The organism is Streptomyces sp. NPDC088553 (assembly GCF_044752965.1).
Lineage (GTDB): Bacteria > Actinomycetota > Actinomycetes > Streptomycetales > Streptomycetaceae > Streptomyces.
Genome location: NZ_JBIVMG010000003.1, coordinates 673,487 through 689,054, shown reverse-complemented (window position 1 = coordinate 689,054; position 15,568 = coordinate 673,487). Strand labels below are relative to the sequence as shown.

Annotated in this window: 16 protein-coding genes; 11 read left to right on the top strand and 5 right to left on the bottom strand. The window is 73.7% G+C overall.

What is annotated here, in order from left to right:
• Nucleotides 1–65: 65 nt before the first annotated feature.
• Both ACIP8Z_RS12445 and ACIP8Z_RS12440 read left to right on the top strand, forming a co-directional pair.
• Nucleotides 66–371: a 4a-hydroxytetrahydrobiopterin dehydratase gene (locus tag ACIP8Z_RS12445; RefSeq protein WP_319313399.1), complete on the top strand. Its 306-nt coding sequence runs from the start codon at nucleotides 66–68 to the stop codon at nucleotides 369–371.
• A gap of 98 nt (nucleotides 372–469) precedes the next feature.
• Complete coding sequence (locus ACIP8Z_RS12440) at nucleotides 470–1,204, top strand: class I SAM-dependent methyltransferase (RefSeq protein ID WP_402082374.1); 735 nt, start codon at nucleotides 470–472, stop codon at nucleotides 1,202–1,204.
• A 22-nt stretch (nucleotides 1,205–1,226) separates the two neighbouring features.
• Here ACIP8Z_RS12440 and ACIP8Z_RS12435 read toward each other — a convergent pair whose 3' ends face one another.
• Nucleotides 1,227–2,126: an NmrA family NAD(P)-binding protein gene (locus ACIP8Z_RS12435; RefSeq protein WP_402082087.1), complete on the bottom strand. Its 900-nt coding sequence runs from the start codon at nucleotides 2,124–2,126 to the stop codon at nucleotides 1,227–1,229.
• A 95-nt stretch (nucleotides 2,127–2,221) separates the two neighbouring features.
• On the opposite strand from ACIP8Z_RS12435, the gene ACIP8Z_RS12430 reads away from it, so the two are divergent.
• Together ACIP8Z_RS12430 and ACIP8Z_RS12425 are read left to right on the top strand one after the other, a co-directional pair.
• Nucleotides 2,222–3,154: a cupin domain-containing protein gene (locus ACIP8Z_RS12430; protein WP_402082085.1), complete on the top strand. Its 933-nt coding sequence runs from the start codon at nucleotides 2,222–2,224 to the stop codon at nucleotides 3,152–3,154.
• Nucleotides 3,155–3,284: 130 nt separating this feature from the next.
• The gene (locus tag ACIP8Z_RS12425) at nucleotides 3,285–4,250 is read left to right on the top strand and encodes a class I SAM-dependent methyltransferase (protein ID WP_402082083.1); all 966 of its coding nucleotides are present in this window, start codon (nucleotides 3,285–3,287) and stop codon (nucleotides 4,248–4,250) included.
• A 63-nt stretch (nucleotides 4,251–4,313) separates the two neighbouring features.
• Here ACIP8Z_RS12425 and ACIP8Z_RS12420 read toward each other — a convergent pair whose 3' ends face one another.
• The 4 genes from ACIP8Z_RS12420 to ACIP8Z_RS12405 all read right to left on the bottom strand — a co-directional run bounded on the left by ACIP8Z_RS12420 (nucleotide 4,314) and on the right by ACIP8Z_RS12405 (nucleotide 8,935).
• Nucleotides 4,314–4,781, bottom strand: coding sequence for an RICIN domain-containing protein (locus tag ACIP8Z_RS12420; RefSeq protein ID WP_402082082.1), 468 nt, complete (start codon nucleotides 4,779–4,781; stop codon nucleotides 4,314–4,316).
• A 176-nt stretch (nucleotides 4,782–4,957) separates the two neighbouring features.
• The gene (locus tag ACIP8Z_RS12415) at nucleotides 4,958–5,845 is read right to left on the bottom strand and encodes an aldo/keto reductase (protein ID WP_402082080.1); all 888 of its coding nucleotides are present in this window, start codon (nucleotides 5,843–5,845) and stop codon (nucleotides 4,958–4,960) included.
• A 55-nt stretch (nucleotides 5,846–5,900) separates the two neighbouring features.
• The gene (locus tag ACIP8Z_RS12410) at nucleotides 5,901–7,724 is read right to left on the bottom strand and encodes an AMP-dependent synthetase/ligase (RefSeq protein ID WP_402082078.1); all 1,824 of its coding nucleotides are present in this window, start codon (nucleotides 7,722–7,724) and stop codon (nucleotides 5,901–5,903) included.
• 353 nt (nucleotides 7,725–8,077) lie between these two features.
• Complete coding sequence (locus tag ACIP8Z_RS12405; RefSeq protein WP_402082076.1) at nucleotides 8,078–8,935, bottom strand: LysR substrate-binding domain-containing protein; 858 nt, start codon at nucleotides 8,933–8,935, stop codon at nucleotides 8,078–8,080.
• Nucleotides 8,936–9,082: 147 nt separating this feature from the next.
• Here ACIP8Z_RS12405 and ACIP8Z_RS12400 point away from each other — a divergent pair, with 147 nt between their 5' ends.
• The 7 genes from ACIP8Z_RS12400 to ACIP8Z_RS12370 all read left to right on the top strand — a co-directional run bounded on the left by ACIP8Z_RS12400 (nucleotide 9,083) and on the right by ACIP8Z_RS12370 (nucleotide 15,382).
• Nucleotides 9,083–10,228, top strand: a complete 1,146-nt coding sequence (locus ACIP8Z_RS12400; protein ID WP_402082074.1) for a bile acid:sodium symporter family protein — start codon at nucleotides 9,083–9,085, stop codon at nucleotides 10,226–10,228.
• Between the two features lie 25 nt (nucleotides 10,229–10,253).
• Nucleotides 10,254–10,802: an isochorismatase family protein gene (locus ACIP8Z_RS12395; protein ID WP_402082072.1), complete on the top strand. Its 549-nt coding sequence runs from the start codon at nucleotides 10,254–10,256 to the stop codon at nucleotides 10,800–10,802.
• Nucleotides 10,799–11,182 carry a (2Fe-2S) ferredoxin domain-containing protein gene (locus ACIP8Z_RS12390; RefSeq protein ID WP_319313415.1) on the top strand — a complete coding sequence of 128 codons (384 nt, stop codon included), beginning with the start codon at nucleotides 10,799–10,801 and terminating at the stop codon, nucleotides 11,180–11,182. The genes ACIP8Z_RS12395 and ACIP8Z_RS12390 overlap by 4 nt, the downstream gene beginning before the upstream one ends.
• A gap of 173 nt (nucleotides 11,183–11,355) precedes the next feature.
• Nucleotides 11,356–12,312, top strand: coding sequence for a beta-ketoacyl-ACP synthase III (locus ACIP8Z_RS12385; protein ID WP_402082070.1), 957 nt, complete (start codon nucleotides 11,356–11,358; stop codon nucleotides 12,310–12,312).
• A gap of 190 nt (nucleotides 12,313–12,502) precedes the next feature.
• Nucleotides 12,503–13,063, top strand: coding sequence for a hypothetical protein (locus ACIP8Z_RS12380; RefSeq protein ID WP_402082068.1), 561 nt, complete (start codon nucleotides 12,503–12,505; stop codon nucleotides 13,061–13,063).
• Between the two features lie 286 nt (nucleotides 13,064–13,349).
• Nucleotides 13,350–14,024: a class F sortase gene (locus tag ACIP8Z_RS12375; protein WP_402082066.1), complete on the top strand. Its 675-nt coding sequence runs from the start codon at nucleotides 13,350–13,352 to the stop codon at nucleotides 14,022–14,024.
• Between the two features lie 176 nt (nucleotides 14,025–14,200).
• A complete protein-coding gene (locus ACIP8Z_RS12370) occupies nucleotides 14,201–15,382 on the top strand; it encodes an ROK family protein (RefSeq protein WP_402082064.1) in 1,182 nt (393 codons plus the stop codon).
• Nucleotides 15,383–15,568: the final 186 nt, after the last annotated feature.

Below are 15,568 nucleotides of genomic sequence, written 5' to 3'. Positions count from 1 at the left end.
CCGGGTAGTTTCCTCCGGGGACCCCTGTCCGTCACCCGCGCCACCCGACCGGAGGGAGCACCGTCGTGCCCACACAGCCGCTGTCGCAGAAGGAGATCGAGGACCGACTGCGGGAGCTCCCCGGCTGGTCCGTCGAGGACGACCGGCTCACCCGCGAGTACCGGCTCGGCGACCACTTCGCGGCGACCGCGTTCGTCGTCCACGTGGCCAGGATCCAGCAGGAACTCGACCACCACTCGGATCTGACCCTCGGCTACAACACCGTCGCCCTGTCCGTGAACACCCACTCCGCCGGTGGCGCCGTCACCGACAAGGACTTCGGGCTCGCCGAGCGGGTGGAGGGGATCGCCCCGGGCCACGGCGCCGCCTGACGTACGGTCACCCGCTCCCGCCGTTCGTACGGTCGCCCGCCTCCCGCCCTTCGTACGCTCACCCCCCCCCTCGTACGATCGGCGCTATGGCGGAGACCGTGCTCGACTACGAGACCGAAGCGGCGCACTACGACCGGACCCGGGGCGGGGTGCCCCGGGCCGGCGCCGCGGCCGAGGCCGTCCTCCGGCTCGTGCCGTCCGGCGCCCGGACCCTGCTCGACCTGGCCTGCGGCACCGGCCTCGTCACCGAACGGCTCACCCGGCCCGGACTGCGCGTGTACGGGGCCGACGCCGCCCACGCCATGCTGCGGGTCGCCGAGGGACGCGCACCCGGCCGCGTCGTCCGCGCCGACGCACGGCGACTGCCGCTCCCCGACGCCTCCCTGGACGCGGTCAGCGCCGTCTGGCTGCTGCACCTCGTCCCCTTCGCCGCGGAGATCGTCGCCGAGGCCGCCCGCGTCCTGCGCCCCGGCGGCGTCCTGATCGCCACCGTCGACAAGGACGCGGCCCACGACGTCGGCAGCGACATCGACACGATCCTCCGCCCGTACCGCTCGCCCGGGGCGGCCTCCGACCGCGCCGAGCTCATCACCCGGTACGCCGCCGCCCACGGCCTCGCACCCGTCCCCGGCACCCACTTCACGGGACACGGCCAGGGCGGCACCCCGCGCGACACCGTACGGAAGCTGCGCGCCGGATACTTCGCCTCCTGGTTCCCCGGTGACGCGGCGGTCGTCGAGACGCTCGCCACCGCTCTCGCCGCCCTCCCGGACCAGGACCGGCCCCGTGCCGATCCCCGGTACCGGCTCGTCCGCTTCGTCCGGCAGGCCTGAGCCGCCACCGCGGGCCGGCGGCTCAGGCCTCCTCGGCGGCCCAGGTCGCGTCCGCGAACGCGCCGAAGGAGCGCGGCTCACGGCCCAGGACCCGCTTCACCCCGTCCGTCACCGAGGCGTTGTGGCCGTCGAGGAGCGTCGCGAACAGGGCCGCGAGCCATACGGCCTCCGGGGCCGGAAGCCCGAACTCGGTGAGCATCCCGGCGTACGCGGACTCGGACACCGGCTGATAGGCCACCGGACGCCCCGAGACGCGCGAGATCTCCGCAGCCACCTCCGCGAAGCCGATCGGACGGGGCCCCGTCAGCTCGTGCACCCGCCCCGCGTGACCGTCCGTCGTCAGGGTCTCGACGACCACGTCCGCGAGGTCGTCCACGTCGATGAACGGCTCCGCCGTGTCACCCGCCGGGAAGACGACCGCGCCCTCCGCGACCCCCTCCGCGAGCAGCCCCTCGGAGAAGTTCTGCGCGAAGAACGAGGCCCGCACGACGGTGAGTTCCACCCCGACGGCCGCCGCGCGCAGGGCCTCCTCCGCCACGACCGCCTCCGGCTCCCCGCGCCCGGACAGGACCGTCAGCCGCCGTACGCCGTGCTCCGCGGCCAGCCGGCCGAAGGTCTCCATCGCCTGGACCCCGCCGGGCGCGGCGAGATCCGGGTAGTAGGCCACGTACGCGGCGTCCGCACCCCGCAGCGCCGGGCCCCAGGTCTCCGGGGCCTCCCAGTCGAAGGGCGTCGAGCCGGAACGGGACCCGGCGCGGACGGTCACCCCGCGCGCCGTGAGCCGCTCGGCCACGCGGCGCCCGGTCTTGCCGGTGGCGCTCGTCACCAGGACGGTCACGCTCTCACCGTTCGCGCCCCGCCCGTTCACGTGCTGCTCGTCGATGCCCTGCTCGGTCCGCGTGTCGTTCGTCTGCTTCGTCATGGGTCAAGCCTCCCGCCCACGGCGCCCGCCGCCCATGCTCCGCCGTCTCACGCCCCTATGTCTCCGTCTCACCGGCCCGCCTACCCTGGTGACCCATGGACGCACTCGCCGGACTCCTCGACGGACCCCGCGCCAGGGGCGCCTTCCTGCTCCGCATGGTCATGGAGCCGCCGTGGTCGGTGCGCATCGAGGACGCCGCCCCGATCTGCGTGATGTGCGTGACCGAGGGCGAGGCCTGGGCCGTTCCCGACACCGGCGAGCCCGTGATGCTGCGGCCCGGGGACATCGCCATCGTCCGGGGCCCGGAGCCGTACACCGTCGCCCACACCGCCGACGCCCCGCCCACCGCCGTGATCGGGCCCGACGGCGTCTGCACCACCCTCAGCGGGGAGCCGCTCGCCGACCGCATGCGGCTCGGCGTCCGCACCTGGGGCAACGCGCCCGACGGTGGCACCACGGTCCTCGTCGGCACGTACCGGATGGACGGCGAGGTCGGCCGCCGGCTGCTCGACGCCCTGCCGGGGCTGCTCCACCTGCCCGCCGACGCCTGGAACTGCCCCCTCATGCCGTTCCTCGGCGAGGAGATCGCCCGCGACGAACCCGGCCAGACCGTCGTCCTCGACCGGGTCCTCGACCTGCTGCTCATCTCCGGCGTCCGCGCCTGGTTCTCCCGGCCGGGCGCCGAGGCCCCCGCCTGGTACCGGGCCATGGGCGACCCGGTCGTCGGCCGCGCCCTGCGACTGCTCCAGGACGACCCCGCCCACCCCTGGACCGTCGCCTCGCTCGCCGCAAAGGCGGGCGTGTCCCGGGCCGCGCTCGCCCGCCGCTTCACCGAACTCGTCGGCGAGCCCCCGATGGCGTACCTCACGGGCTGGCGGCTCGCGCTCGCCGCCGATCTGCTGCGCGAGAGCGACGCCACCGTCGAGTCCGTCGCCCGGCAGGTCGGCTACAGCGGCGCCTTCGCCCTGAGCGCCGCTTTCAAGCGGGTCAGGGGCGTCAGCCCACAGGAGCACCGCGCCGGCGCATGACGCGCGCCGGGGTGCGGCGAGCCGGGGCACGAGCCGGCGGGTAGGACGACACGGGCAACACGGGATCGAATTTCTTGCCGGAACGGCAACGCTTCTCGCGCTCGCGGCAGACTCGACGCACGCTGGACCCATGAGCCAGCACACCGCAACGCACCACGGCCACGCGCACGGCGACGGGCACGGCCACCCGCACACCCCCGCAGCCCCACACGCCCCCGGGCACCAGCACCGCCACGGTTCCCACCACGACGGCGCCCCTCTCGACTGGAACGAGATCGCCCCGCTCCTGGAGCGGCAGGCGGAGACCGAGAGCCCCGCCTACGCGGACGCCGCCGCCTGGCTCGGCACTCTCGCCCCCGTACAGGGCGTCCGCCGGGTCCTCGACGTCGGCAGCGGCCCCGGTGTCATCACCGGTGTCCTCGCCGAGGCCTTCCCGGCCGCCGAGGCGGTCGCCGTCGACGGCAGCCCCGAACTCCTCGCCCGCGCCCGCGAACGCGCCGGGGAACACGGCCTCGGCGCCCGGGTCACCACACTCCACGCCGAACTCCCGGAAGGCATCGCCGAGCTGGGGAAGGCCGACGTGATCTGGGCGGGCAACTCCCTGCACCACATCGGCGACCAGCGGGCCGCGCTCGTCGAGTTCGCGGGCCTGCTGAACCCCGGCGGTCTGATGGTCCTCGTCGAGGGCGGGCTGCCCGCCCGGCACCTGCCCTGGCACATCGGCTTCGGCCGGCCGGGCCTTGAGGCGCGCCTCGACGCCGCCAACGCCGACCGGTTCGCCGAGATGCGCGCCGAGACCCCCGGGCACAAGGACGAGCCGGACGACTGGCGGGCCCTGCTCGCCGACGCGGGCCTCACCCCCGCCGGCACCCGCACCTTCCTCACCGACGTCCCCGCGCCGGTGTCCCCGGTCGTCCGGGAGCTGGCCCTCCACCACTTCGGCCGGGTCCGGGACGGCTTCGGCGACCGGCTCGACGCGGACGACCGCGCGACGCTCGACCGGCTCCTCGACCCGGCCGACGAGCGGTCGCTCCACCACCGCACGGACCTGTTCTACCTCGCGGCCCGCACGGTCCACACCGCGCGCAAGGGCTGAGGACCGCCGCGCCCCGGCGGCCGTGCTCCGTCGGCTCCACCCCGGCGGCCGTACCCCGCCGGGTCAGGACACCGGTTCCAGCCGCCACCACTGGAACGGGGAGTCGGTGTCCTCCCACTGCCGTACGGCGCCGCCGTCCTCCTCCGAGTCGTCGGCGACCTCGAGGAACAGCCCGCTGATGAAGCTCACCAGGGCGACCGTCCCCGGCGACTGGAGATCCTGCTCGATGATCCACTCCTGCGCGCCGAAGTTGTTCGCCTTCCACTGCTGGATGCGGGCGCCGTTCTCCGTGGACGCGCCGGCGACGTCGAGCCGCTTGCCGCTGGCCGCGTTGACCAGGTGGTGGAGCCCGCCGCCGTTCGGCACGGAGGTGATGTGCCAGTGCTGTCCCGGCGTGCCGCTCTCGGTGCCCTGCTGCACCGTGGCACCGCTGCGGCTCGACCCCTCGTACACCTCGAGGACCAGCCCACTGGCCACGTTCCGCACCCGGTAGAGGCCCTCCTCGACGGGCACCGGAGAACCACCACTCACCGAACCGACTCCCTCGCTCGCCGCTCGCCCCACTGCTTCACGGTCCGCCGTCGACTCTATGCCGGGGGTACGACAACGGCGCCGAGGTCCGGGTGGACCTCGGGCGCCGTCGCCATCGCACGACCGCTGGTGCGCGACCGGCGTCACGCGACCGGTCAGGCGCGTCCCACCACGCGTCAGGCGCCGAACTCCGCCGGGTTCGGGCCCAGTCGGCGGTTCTCGTCGAGGGCGGCGATCGCCGCCAGGTCCTCGGCGTCCAGCTCGAAGCCGAAGACGTCGATGTTCTCCTGGATACGGGACGGGGTGACCGACTTCGGGATCACCACGTTGCCCAGCTGGAGGTGCCAGCGCAGCACGACCTGGGCCGGGGTCCGTCCGTGCTTGCGGCCGATCGCGACGATCGCCGGCACGTCCAGGAGCCCCTTGCCCGAGCCGAGCGGCGACCACGCCTCGGTCGCGATGCCGTGCCGGGCGTGCGCCTCGCGGGAGGCCTGCTGGGAGAGCTGCGGGTGGAGCTCGATCTGGTTGACGGCGGGCACGACCGACGTCTCGCCGATCAGCCGCTCCAGGTGCTCCGGGAGGAAGTTCGAGACGCCGATCGCCTTGGCGCGCCCGTCCGCGTAGATCTTCTCGAACGCGCGGTAGGTGTCGACGTACGCGTCCTTCGAGGGGACCGGCCAGTGGATCAGGTACAGGTCGACGTAGTCGAGGCCCAGCTTGTCGAGCGAGGCGTCGAAGGCCTTCAGCGTGGAGTCGAAGCCCTGCTCGCTGTTCCATGCCTTGGTGGTGACGAACAGCTCCTCGCGGGCGATCCCGGACGCTGCGACGGCACGGCCCGTGCCCCGCTCGTTGCCGTAGATCGCGGCGGTGTCGACCGAGCGGTAGCCGGCCTCCAGGGCGGTCGCCACGGCCGCCGAGGCCTCGTCGTCCGGCACCTGCCAGACACCGAAGCCCAGCTGCGGCATCCGCACGCCGTTGTTCAGGGTGACCGAGGGAACCTTGCTGTCCGTGCTCACGTGGAGGGGATCCTTACGTTGTCGCGGGTCCTGACTGACTGCTCCCATTTTCAACGATCCGGTGGCGTCTCGCATTCCGCTCACCGAACTCCCCGGACACGGCTCAGCCGTACAGCGCCGCGACCTCCGCCGCGTACGCCCGCTCGATCGCCTTCCGCTTCAGCTTGAGAGACGGGGTCAGCAGCCCGTGCTCCTCGCTGAACGGATGCGCCAGGATCCGGAAGGTGCGGATGGACTCGGCCTGCGAGACCAGCGTGTTCGCCGCCACCACCCCCCGCCGGATCTCCGTCTCCAGGGACGGATCGCGGACGAGCTCCGCCGGCGCGAGCGGCGCCCGCCCCTGCATCGCGAGCCAGTGCTCCACCGCCTCCTGGTCGATGGTGACGAGCGCGGCGATGTACGGCCGGTCGTTGCCGACGACGATGCACTGGGCGATCAGCGGATGCGCCCGCACCCGCTCCTCCAGGCCCGTCGGCGCGACGCTCTTGCCGCCCGAGGTCACCAGGATCTCCTTCTTCCGCCCGGTGATCGTCAGATAACCGTCCTCGTCGAGGGAGCCCAGGTCGCCGGTGGCCAGCCAGCCGTCGTTGAGGACGGCGGCGGTCGCCTCGGGGGCGTTGAGGTAGCCGGAGAAGACCTGGCCGCCGTGCAGCCACACCTCGCCGTCCTCCGCGATGTGCACCGTCGTCCCCGGGACCGGCTGCCCCACCGTGCCGTACCGCGTCCGCTCCGGCGGGTTCGCGGTCGCGGCGGCCGAGGACTCCGTCAGGCCGTACCCCTCGAAGACCGTGACCCCCGCACCCGCGAAGAACAGCCCCTGCCGACGGGCCATCGCGGAACCGCCCGACATCGCGTGCCTGAGCCGTCCGCCGAGGGCCGCGCGGACCTTCGCGTACACCGTCTTCTCGAAGAACTGGTGCTGCACGCGCAGCGCCGCCGAAGGCCCAGGACCGGTGCCGAAGGCCTTGTGCTCCAGCGCCTCCGCGTACGCGACCGCCACCTCCACGGCCTTGTCGAACGGGCCCGTCTTCCCCTCCCGCTCCGCCTTGCGCCGCGCCGCGTTGAAGACCTTCTCGAAGACATACGGAACGGCCAGGACGAAACTCGGCCGGAAGGCGGCGAGGTCAGGGATCAGCTCCGCCGCCGCCATCACCGGCTGGTGCCCCAGCTTCACCCCCGTCCGGACCGCCGCCACCTCCACCATCCGCCCGAAGACGTGCGCGAGCGGCAGGAAAAGCAGCGTCGACGCCTCCTCGCCAGGCCGGGAACGGAACACCGACTCCCAGCGCCCCACCAACATGTCCGTCTCGAACATGAAGTTGGAATGGGTGATCACACAGCCCTTGGGGCGGCCCGTCGTCCCCGACGTGTAGATGACCGTCGCCACCGTCTCCGGGGTCACCGCCCGCCGATGCCGGTGCACGACCTCCTCGTCGATGTCCGCCCCGGCGGCCGTCAGCTCGGCCACCGCGCCCGCGTCCAGCTGCCACAGGCGCTGGAGCCGGGGCAGCCGGTCGATCACCGAGCCGATCGTCATCGCGTGGTCCTCGTGCTCCACCACGCAGGCCGTGACCTCGGAGTCGTGCAGCATCCAGAAGACCTGCTCGGCGGAGGACGTCGGATAGATCGGCACGGGCTGCGCGCCGAGCGCCCACAGCGCGAAGTCGAAGAGCGTCCACTCGTAGCGGGTGCGGGCCATGATGGCGACCCGGTCACCGAACCGCACCCCCTCCGCGATCAGCCCCCTCGCCAGACCGAGGACCTCGTCCCGAAACGCCACGGCCGTCACGTCCCGCCACGCCCCGTCCGGACCCTTCCGGCCGAAGGTGATCCGGTCCGGCTCCGTCAGGGCACGCTCGAACACGGCGTCCGCCAGACCGCCGACCTGAGGCGCCGCCTCGACGGGCGGCACGGTGAACTCGCGCACTGACCTGCTCCTCGACGGCTCGATGGCTGGAAAAGCTCGTTGTAGCGCTCCGTACGGCGCGGGTGACGGTACCCCACGGGACTGCCCGGCGGGAGGGCCTTCACCAAGCCGGGACATTCCGTGTTCGCACAGGTCAGGATGGGTGGCAGAGTCAAGTCACGGGTGGTGCGGGGGCGTTACCGACCGCTCGGTACGTCCGCCGGGCGGGAATCTCCACGGAATCTGTACGGGCCGCTCACGGGCCGCCACCCCGCGAGGCGCGGCACCGGCCCGCGCGGGGCCGCCGGCGCGGGCCCACCCGGCCCGCCCGGAGCGGCCCCGCGCGGGCCCGCACAGGGCCGTTCCGGGCCCGGTCAGCCAGGCCGGTGCAGCCGGTCGCCGCCCGCCAGGATCGCCTCCGCCAGCGCGTCCGCCGCCTCCTGCACCGCACCGCCCCGGCGCCCCGCGCGCAGCACGAAGCCGACGTCGCCGAGCTCCGGAAGCCCCGCCACCGGCACCAGACCCGGCGGCACCAGACCCCGCGTGTGCGCCATCACGCCCAGCCCCGCACGGGCCGCCGCCACGTTCGCGCTCAGGCTGGAACTCGTACACGCGATCCGCCACGCCCGGCCCTGCGCTTCCAGGACCTCCAGGGCCCGCGCCCGGGTGATCCCCGGCGGCGGGTACAGGATCAGCGGAACCGGACGGTCGGGATCCAGCCGAAGCCCCGGCGCCCCGATCCAGATCAGGGCGTCCTCCCACACGAGCCGCCCCTCGCTCTCCCCGCCGCGCCGCTTGGCCAGGATCAGATCCAGCCGGCCCGCGGCGAGCCGGGCCTGGAGCGTGCCGGACAGCTCGACCGTCAGCTCCAGGTCGACCTCCGGGTGCTCGCGCCGGAACGACTCCAGGATCTCCGGCAGCCGGGTCGTCACGAAGTCCTCCGACGCCCCGAAACGCAGCCGCCCGCGCAGCCGCGTCCCGCCGAAGTACGCCGCCGCCCGCTCGTGCGCCTGAAGGATCGTGCGCGCGAAACCGAGCATCGCCTCCCCGTCCTCGGTCAGCGCCACCCGATGGGTGTCCCGGGTGAACAGCGGCCGGCCCGTCGCCTCCTCCAGGCGCCGCACATGCTGGCTGACGGTCGACTGCCGCAGCCCGAGACGGTCCGCGGCCCGGGTGAAGCTCAGCGTCTGGGCCACGGCGAGGAAGGTGCGCAGATGGGTGGGCTCGTACACAGGACGACCGTAACGCCCCCACCCCCCCCGATCATCGCGAAACGCGATGACAGTCAGTGCCCTGTACGGGATTCCCGATCACCGGGCCCTGGGCCAGGATGGAAAGGCGCGAGACACCCCCTCGCCGAGCACAGAGCAGTGGAGCTGATGACCGCCCGCACGCCCGCCCCCGCCCCGCGCCCGCGCCGCCCCGGCACACCGCGCCGCCCCGGCACACCGCGCCGCCCCGGCACACCGCGCCGCACCCTCCGGCTGCCGTCCCGGCTGCCCGTCGACGGGTACATCGTGGCGCTGCTCGGCACAGTCGGCCTCGCCGCGCTCCTCCCCGCGTCCGGCGCCGCCGCCCACGTCGCGGAAGGCGCGTCCACCGGAGCCGTGGCCCTCCTCTTCTTCCTCTACGGCGCCCGGCTCTCCACCCGCGAGGCGCTCGACGGCCTCAAACACTGGCGGCTCCACCTCACCGTCCTCGGCTCCACCTTCCTGCTCTTCCCGCTCCTCGGACTCGCCGCCCGCGGCCTCGTCCCCACCGTGCTCACCCCCCAGCTCTACAGCGGCCTCCTCTTCCTCTGCCTGGTGCCGTCCACCATCCAGTCCTCCATCGCCTTCACCTCGATCGCCCGCGGCAACGTGCCCGCCGCGATCTGCGCGGGCTCCTTCTCCTCCCTCGCCGGCATCGTCCTCACCCCGCTGCTCGCCGCACTGCTCCTCGGCAACAGCGCGGGCGGCCTCTCCGCCGACGCGCTCATGAAGATCGTGCTCCAGCTCCTCGTACCGTTCCTCACCGGACAATTCCTGCGCCGCTGGGTCGGCGGCCTCCTCGTCCGCCACAAGAAGCTCCTCGGGTACGTCGACCGGGGCTCGATACTCCTCGTCGTCTACACCGCCTTCAGCCAGGGCATGGTCGCCGGCATCTGGCACCTGGTGACCCCGGCCCGGCTCGGCCTGCTGCTCGCCGTCGAGGCCGCCCTGCTCGCGGCGATGCTGGCCCTGACCTGGTACGGAGCCGGGCGCCTCGGCTTCGGCCGGGCGGACCGGATCGCGATCCAGTTCGCCGGTTCGAAGAAGAGCCTGGCGGCGGGACTGCCGATGGCGAGCGTCCTCTTCGGCCCCCAGGCCGCCCTCGCCGTCCTCCCGCTGATGCTCTTCCACCAGATGCAGCTGATGGTGTGCGCGGTGATCGCGAAGCGCCGCGCCCGTGACGCGGACGGGGATCCCGAGACGGACGGGACCGCGGTGGCTCCCCCGACGCCCCCCTCCGTAGGCCGGATCACACCCACGACCACCCCAGGATGATCATCCCGGCCGCTACGGTGCTCCCATGCCCGCACTCGATTCCGGCAGCACCGCGCTCGTCCTCGTCGACCTCATGGAACGCATCGTCGCGCTGCCCCTCGCGCCCCGCCCCGGCACCGACGTCCTCGCGGCCGCCGCCCGGCTCGCCGACACCTTCCGGGCCGCCGGCGCGCCCGTCGTCCACATCCGGGTCGAACGGCCGAACGTCGAGGCCCAGCCGCCCGGCAGCGAACTCGTCGCCGACCTCGTCCGGGACGGCGAGCCTGTCGTCGTCAAGCGCACCATCGGCGGCTTCCAGGACACCGGACTCCACGAACTCCTCACCACGTTCGGCACCACCACCCTGGTCCTCGGCGGCATCGCCACCAACCTCGGTGTCGAGTCCACCGCCCGCGCCGCCGGAGACCTCGGCTACGACCTCGTCTTCGCCGAGGACGCGATGAGCGCGCTCACCGCCGACGAACACCGCGCCTCCGTCGACCTCGACTTCCCGCGCCTCGGCACGGTCGCCCCCGTCGCCGAGATCACCTTCGAAGCCCCCGCCTCCACGACCAGCCCGGACGGCCGCGCGTGAGCCCGGTCCCGATACGTTACGGGGCCCGCCCCTGCTCCCTCGTCGTCTGCCGCGGCTGCTGCTGCGGCGACGCCCGCAAGAACCCCGGCACCGACCACGCCGGACAGCTCGCCCGCCTCCGGGAGGCCGCCGCGGCCTCCGGCGGCCGGCTCGCCGTCCGTACGAGCGACTGCCTCGGCCCCTGCGCCCAGGCCAACATCGTCGTCGTCCAGCCCTCCACCGAGGGCCGGCGGCGCGGCGGCCGGGCCGCCTGGGTCGCCTTCACCCTCGACCAGGACTCCCTCGACGACATCCTCGCCTGGACGGCCGCCGGCGGCCCCGGCATCGCCCCGCCCCCGGCCACCCTCGCCCTCCAGATGATCGACCCGCCGAAGAACTGACCCCGCCCGCGGCCCCACGCGATGCCGTGGGGCCCGTGGGGCGCCCGGGGCCTTGTCACGGTCGGCCAAGGGGTTCGGGTGAATCTTGGTGGTTTACGTCACCTGTTACCCATCAGTCGCTGGCAACACTGGGAAATCCTGCCGGACGATCGAACCACCGAGGGGGTCCCGGGATGACGGGCACTCGCATTGCCGCGCTCGGGCACTACCAGCCCGCCAAGGTGCTCACCAACCATGACCTCGCGGAGTTGGTCGACACCGACGACGCGTGGATCACCAGCCGGGTCGGTATCCGCACCCGGCACATCGGGGGACCCGACGAACCCGTCGACGAGCTCGCCGCGCACGCGGCGGGCAAGGCCCTGGCCAACGCCGGGCTCACCCCCGACGACATCGACCTCGTCCTCGTCGCGACCTCAACGGCCATCGACCGCTCGCCGAACACGGCCGCCCGCGTCGCCGCCCGCCTCGGCATGACCTCGCCGGCCACCATGGACCTCAACGTGGTCTGCGCCGGGTTCACCCACGCCCTGGCCACCGCCGACCACGCCGTACGGGCCGGTGGATCCCGCCGCGCGCTGGTGATCGGCGCCGACAAGATGAGCGACGTGGCCGACTGGACCGACCGCACCACCTGCGTCCTCGTCGGTGACGGCGCGGGCGCCGCGATCGTCGAGGCCGTGGACGACGAGGCGCCGGGGGCCGTACGCGGCATCGGCCCGGTCCTGTGGGGCTCGGTCCCCGAGATGGGCCACGCCGTCCGGATCGAGGGCACCCCGCCCCGCTTCGCGCAGGAGGGCCAGAGCGTCTACCGCTGGGCCACCCAGCAGCTGCCCGCCCTCGCCCGGCAGGCCTGCGAGCGATCCGGCATCGGCCCCGAGGAGCTCGCGGGCGTCGTCCTGCACCAGGCCAACCTGCGGATCATCGAGCCGCTCGCCGCGAAGATCGGCGCCGTCAACGCGATCGTCGCCCGTGACGTCGTCGACTCCGGCAACACCTCGGCCGCCTCCATCCCGCTGGCCCTCGCCAAGCTCGTCGAACGAGGCGAACTCGACTCCGGCGCCCCGGTCCTCCTCTTCGGCTTCGGCGGCAACCTGTCGTACGCGGGCCAGGTCGTCCGGGTGCCGTAGCACGGGCCGCTCCGGTCCGCCCCCGGGTGGCGCGGGTCGGAGCGCCGGTCCCTTCGCCATGCCCCCGTTCGGCGGAGCCCGGTTGGCGGCGCGCCGGTGGCGGACCTAGCTTCGATCGCGGTGAGGGTCGTCGTATTCCGGGCACGGAATCGCTCCGTGACCGAGCCCTCCCGTGATCTGGAGGACCGTCATGCGCGCGATACGTGCCGCTTCCGCCGCCCTGCTGAGCGCCGCCGCCGTGGTGGTCACGGTCGCGCCGGCCGCCCTGGCGGGCGAGGAAGACCCCACCATCACGTCGTTCGGCTTCTCCGTCAGCCCCGAGACCGTCGCCCCCGGCGGCACCGTGACGCTGAAGTCCGACGGCTGCGAGGTGCCGTCGGTGACCGTCACCTCCGGGGTGTTCGACACCGTGACCCTCAACGAGGGCCGTGCGGGCAACGCCACCGTGGACGTCGACGCCAAGACCGGCGCCCAGTACGAGATCACCTTCGACTGCAAGGGCGAGCGCGGCACCACCACCCTCACCATCGCCCAGGGCACCACCGGCGGGAACACCACCGGGCACAACGAGAGCCCGCCGCCCGGAGCGCACAAGGGCGTGAAGGCCGGCTACGGCACCGCCACCGCCTCCGGCACGGACACCGACGGCCTCGGCGTCACCGAGGTGGTCACGGGCGTGCTGCTCATCGTGGGGGCGCTCGGCGCCGCAGTCGTCCTGACCCGCCGCCGCGCCACCGACGGCCGCGGCTGACGGCCGGGACGCGGGCCGGTCTGAAACGGCCCCTCCGCCCCGGTGTGACGAGGTCCGGGACGGAGGGGCGCCACAACCGGCGGACGCCCGTGCGCGGGCGCCGCCGGGCACACGATCAAGGACGCGGGCGGCGGGCGGGCCGAGAAGGAGGGCGGGCGGGCGTGCGGCGGACGGACGCGACGGGACGGACGCGAGGCGTTCGGGCGCGACGGGTCAGCCGGACACCGCGCCGAGCCGGACGGACCCCGCGACGGGACAGCAGAACCCCGCGACGGGACGGACGGACGTGACCGGGCGGGCCGGCGGCGGGGCGAGGGTGGACGGTGCGGGGCGGCACGGCGCGTGGGGGCTCGTCGCCGTCGTCCTCCTCGTCGGCGTCCACCTCGTACGCGGCGGTACGGAGGAGATCCGGGCCGACGGTCCCCCGCAGCCGCTCTCCGCCGCCGCACCCGACGGCACCCGCGCCGAAGCCGCGCTCGTCCCCGCCTCCGTACCCGGTCCACTGCCCCCGTCGACCCCCCTCCGGGTCCGCGTCCCGGCCGTCCGGATCGACGCGCCGATCACCAAGGTCGGGCTCGACGGCGACGGCTGGATCGAGGCCCCGCCGCCCGAGGAGAACCGGCTCGCGGGCTGGTTCACCGGCGCGGTCACCCCCGGCGAGCGCGGCACCGCCGTCGTCGTCGGGCACGTCGACGTCCCCGGCGGCCGGGCCGTCTTCTACGACCTCGGCGCCCTCCGCAAGGGACACCGCGTCGAGATCGCGCGCCGCGACGGCCGGACCGCCGTCTTCACGGTGTACGGGGTCGAGGTCGTCCCCAAGGAGGGCTTCCCCGCCGAGCGGGTCTACGGCGACTCCGGCGTGCCCGAGCTGCGCCTGATCACCTGCGGCGGCGCGTTCACCGAGGAGAACGGCTACGCGGGCAACGTGGTGGTCTCGGCCCGCCTGGCCGAGGTCCGCTGACCCGCGCCGGGCCCGGACCGACCCTTCTCCCACCCCCGATCCCGCCTTTGTCCCCAACCAGGAAAAAGTCGGGGCGGATTCCTGCGCAACTTCTTCCCACTCCGGTACGCCGCTGCTACGTTCCCCTCGAAAGCACGAAGACGAGCACGTACGAGAGGGAGGGGCGCGTGAGACGCATGACGGCACGACCTGCCAACCGGCATCAGGCGCGACTCCTCAGGCTGTTGCGCGACGGAGGACCCAACTCCCGTGCACAGCTGGGAGATCAGATCGATCTCTCCCGCTCCAAGCTCGCCGTCGAGGTCGACCGGCTCCTGGAGACCGGTCTCGTCGTCGCCGACGGCTTCGCCGCCTCCCGGGGCGGCCGCCGCTCGCACAACATCCGGCTCGCGCCCGAACTCCGCTTCCTCGGCATCGACATCGGCGCCACGTCCATCGATGTCGCCGTCACCAACGCCGAGTTGGAGGTGCTCGGGCACCTCAACCACCCCATGGACGTCCGCGAGGGCCCCGTCGCCGTCTTCGAACAGGCCCTGTCGATGGCGGCGAAGCTCCGCTCCACCGGGCTCGCGGAAGGCTTCGACGGCGCCGGCATCGGCGTCCCCGGACCCGTCCGCTTCCCCGAGGGCGTCCCCGTCGCACCGCCGATCATGCCCGGCTGGGACGGCTTCCCCGTGCGGGAGGCGCTCAGCCAGGAACTCGGCTGCCCCGTCATGGTCGACAACGACGTGAACCTCATGGCCATGGGGGAGCAGCACGCCGGCGTCGCCCGCTCGGTCGGCGACTTCCTCTGCGTCAAGATCGGCACCGGTATCGGCTGCGGCATCGTCGTCGGCGGAGAGGTCTACCGCGGTACGACGGGCAGCGCGGGCGACATCGGACACATCCAGGTCGAACCCGACGGCCGCCCCTGCGCCTGCGGCAACAACGGCTGCCTGGAAGCCCACTTCAGCGGCGCCGCCCTGGCCCGCGACGCCGAGGACGCGGCGCGCGGCGGCGGGTCGGAGGAGCTCGCCGCCCGGCTCGCGGCGGTCGGCCACCTCACCGCCGTCGACGTCGCGGCGGCCGCCGCCGCCGGAGACGCCACCTCACTCGCCCTCATCCGTGAGGGCGGAAACCGGGTCGGGCAGGTCATCGCCGGACTCGTCAGCTTCTTCAACCCCGGTCTGGTGGTGATCGGAGGCGGAGTCACCGGCCTCGGTCACAACCTCCTCGCCAGCGTCCGCACCCAGGTCTACCGGCAGTCCCTGCCCCTGGCCACCGGCAACCTGCCCATCGTCCTGGGCGAACTGGGCCAGACAGCCGGCGTCACGGGCGCGGCCCGCCTCATCAGCGACCACCTCTTCTCCCCGGCGTAACACCTCCGCGTAGCCCGCCGGTTCCTCCCCGGTGATGTGTGGGCACCCGTTCCCCCCGGGCGGAACGGGTGGGCACACACCACCCCCGGCCCGCACCGCCGGGCCCACGTCCACCCGCTCCGGCGCCACCCGCACCCGCCGAGGGGACCTCCGCCATGCCCCAAGAACCCCAAGAACCCCAAGAAC

Coding starts and splice junctions, on each gene's coding strand:
- ACIP8Z_RS12435 (WP_402082087.1), bottom strand. CDS start 2,126: ATGACGAAGCAGACGAACGACACGCGGACCGAGCAGGGCATCGACGAG.
- ACIP8Z_RS12430 (WP_402082085.1), top strand. CDS start 2,222: ATGGACGCACTCGCCGGACTCCTCGACGGACCCCGCGCCAGGGGCGCC.
- ACIP8Z_RS12425 (WP_402082083.1), top strand. CDS start 3,285: ATGAGCCAGCACACCGCAACGCACCACGGCCACGCGCACGGCGACGGG.
- ACIP8Z_RS12415 (WP_402082080.1), bottom strand. CDS start 5,845: ATGGGAGCAGTCAGTCAGGACCCGCGACAACGTAAGGATCCCCTCCAC.
- ACIP8Z_RS12400 (WP_402082074.1), top strand. CDS start 9,083: ATGACCGCCCGCACGCCCGCCCCCGCCCCGCGCCCGCGCCGCCCCGGC.
- ACIP8Z_RS12395 (WP_402082072.1), top strand. CDS start 10,254: ATGCCCGCACTCGATTCCGGCAGCACCGCGCTCGTCCTCGTCGACCTC.
- ACIP8Z_RS12385 (WP_402082070.1), top strand. CDS start 11,356: ATGACGGGCACTCGCATTGCCGCGCTCGGGCACTACCAGCCCGCCAAG.
- ACIP8Z_RS12380 (WP_402082068.1), top strand. CDS start 12,503: ATGCGCGCGATACGTGCCGCTTCCGCCGCCCTGCTGAGCGCCGCCGCC.
- ACIP8Z_RS12370 (WP_402082064.1), top strand. CDS start 14,201: ATGACGGCACGACCTGCCAACCGGCATCAGGCGCGACTCCTCAGGCTG.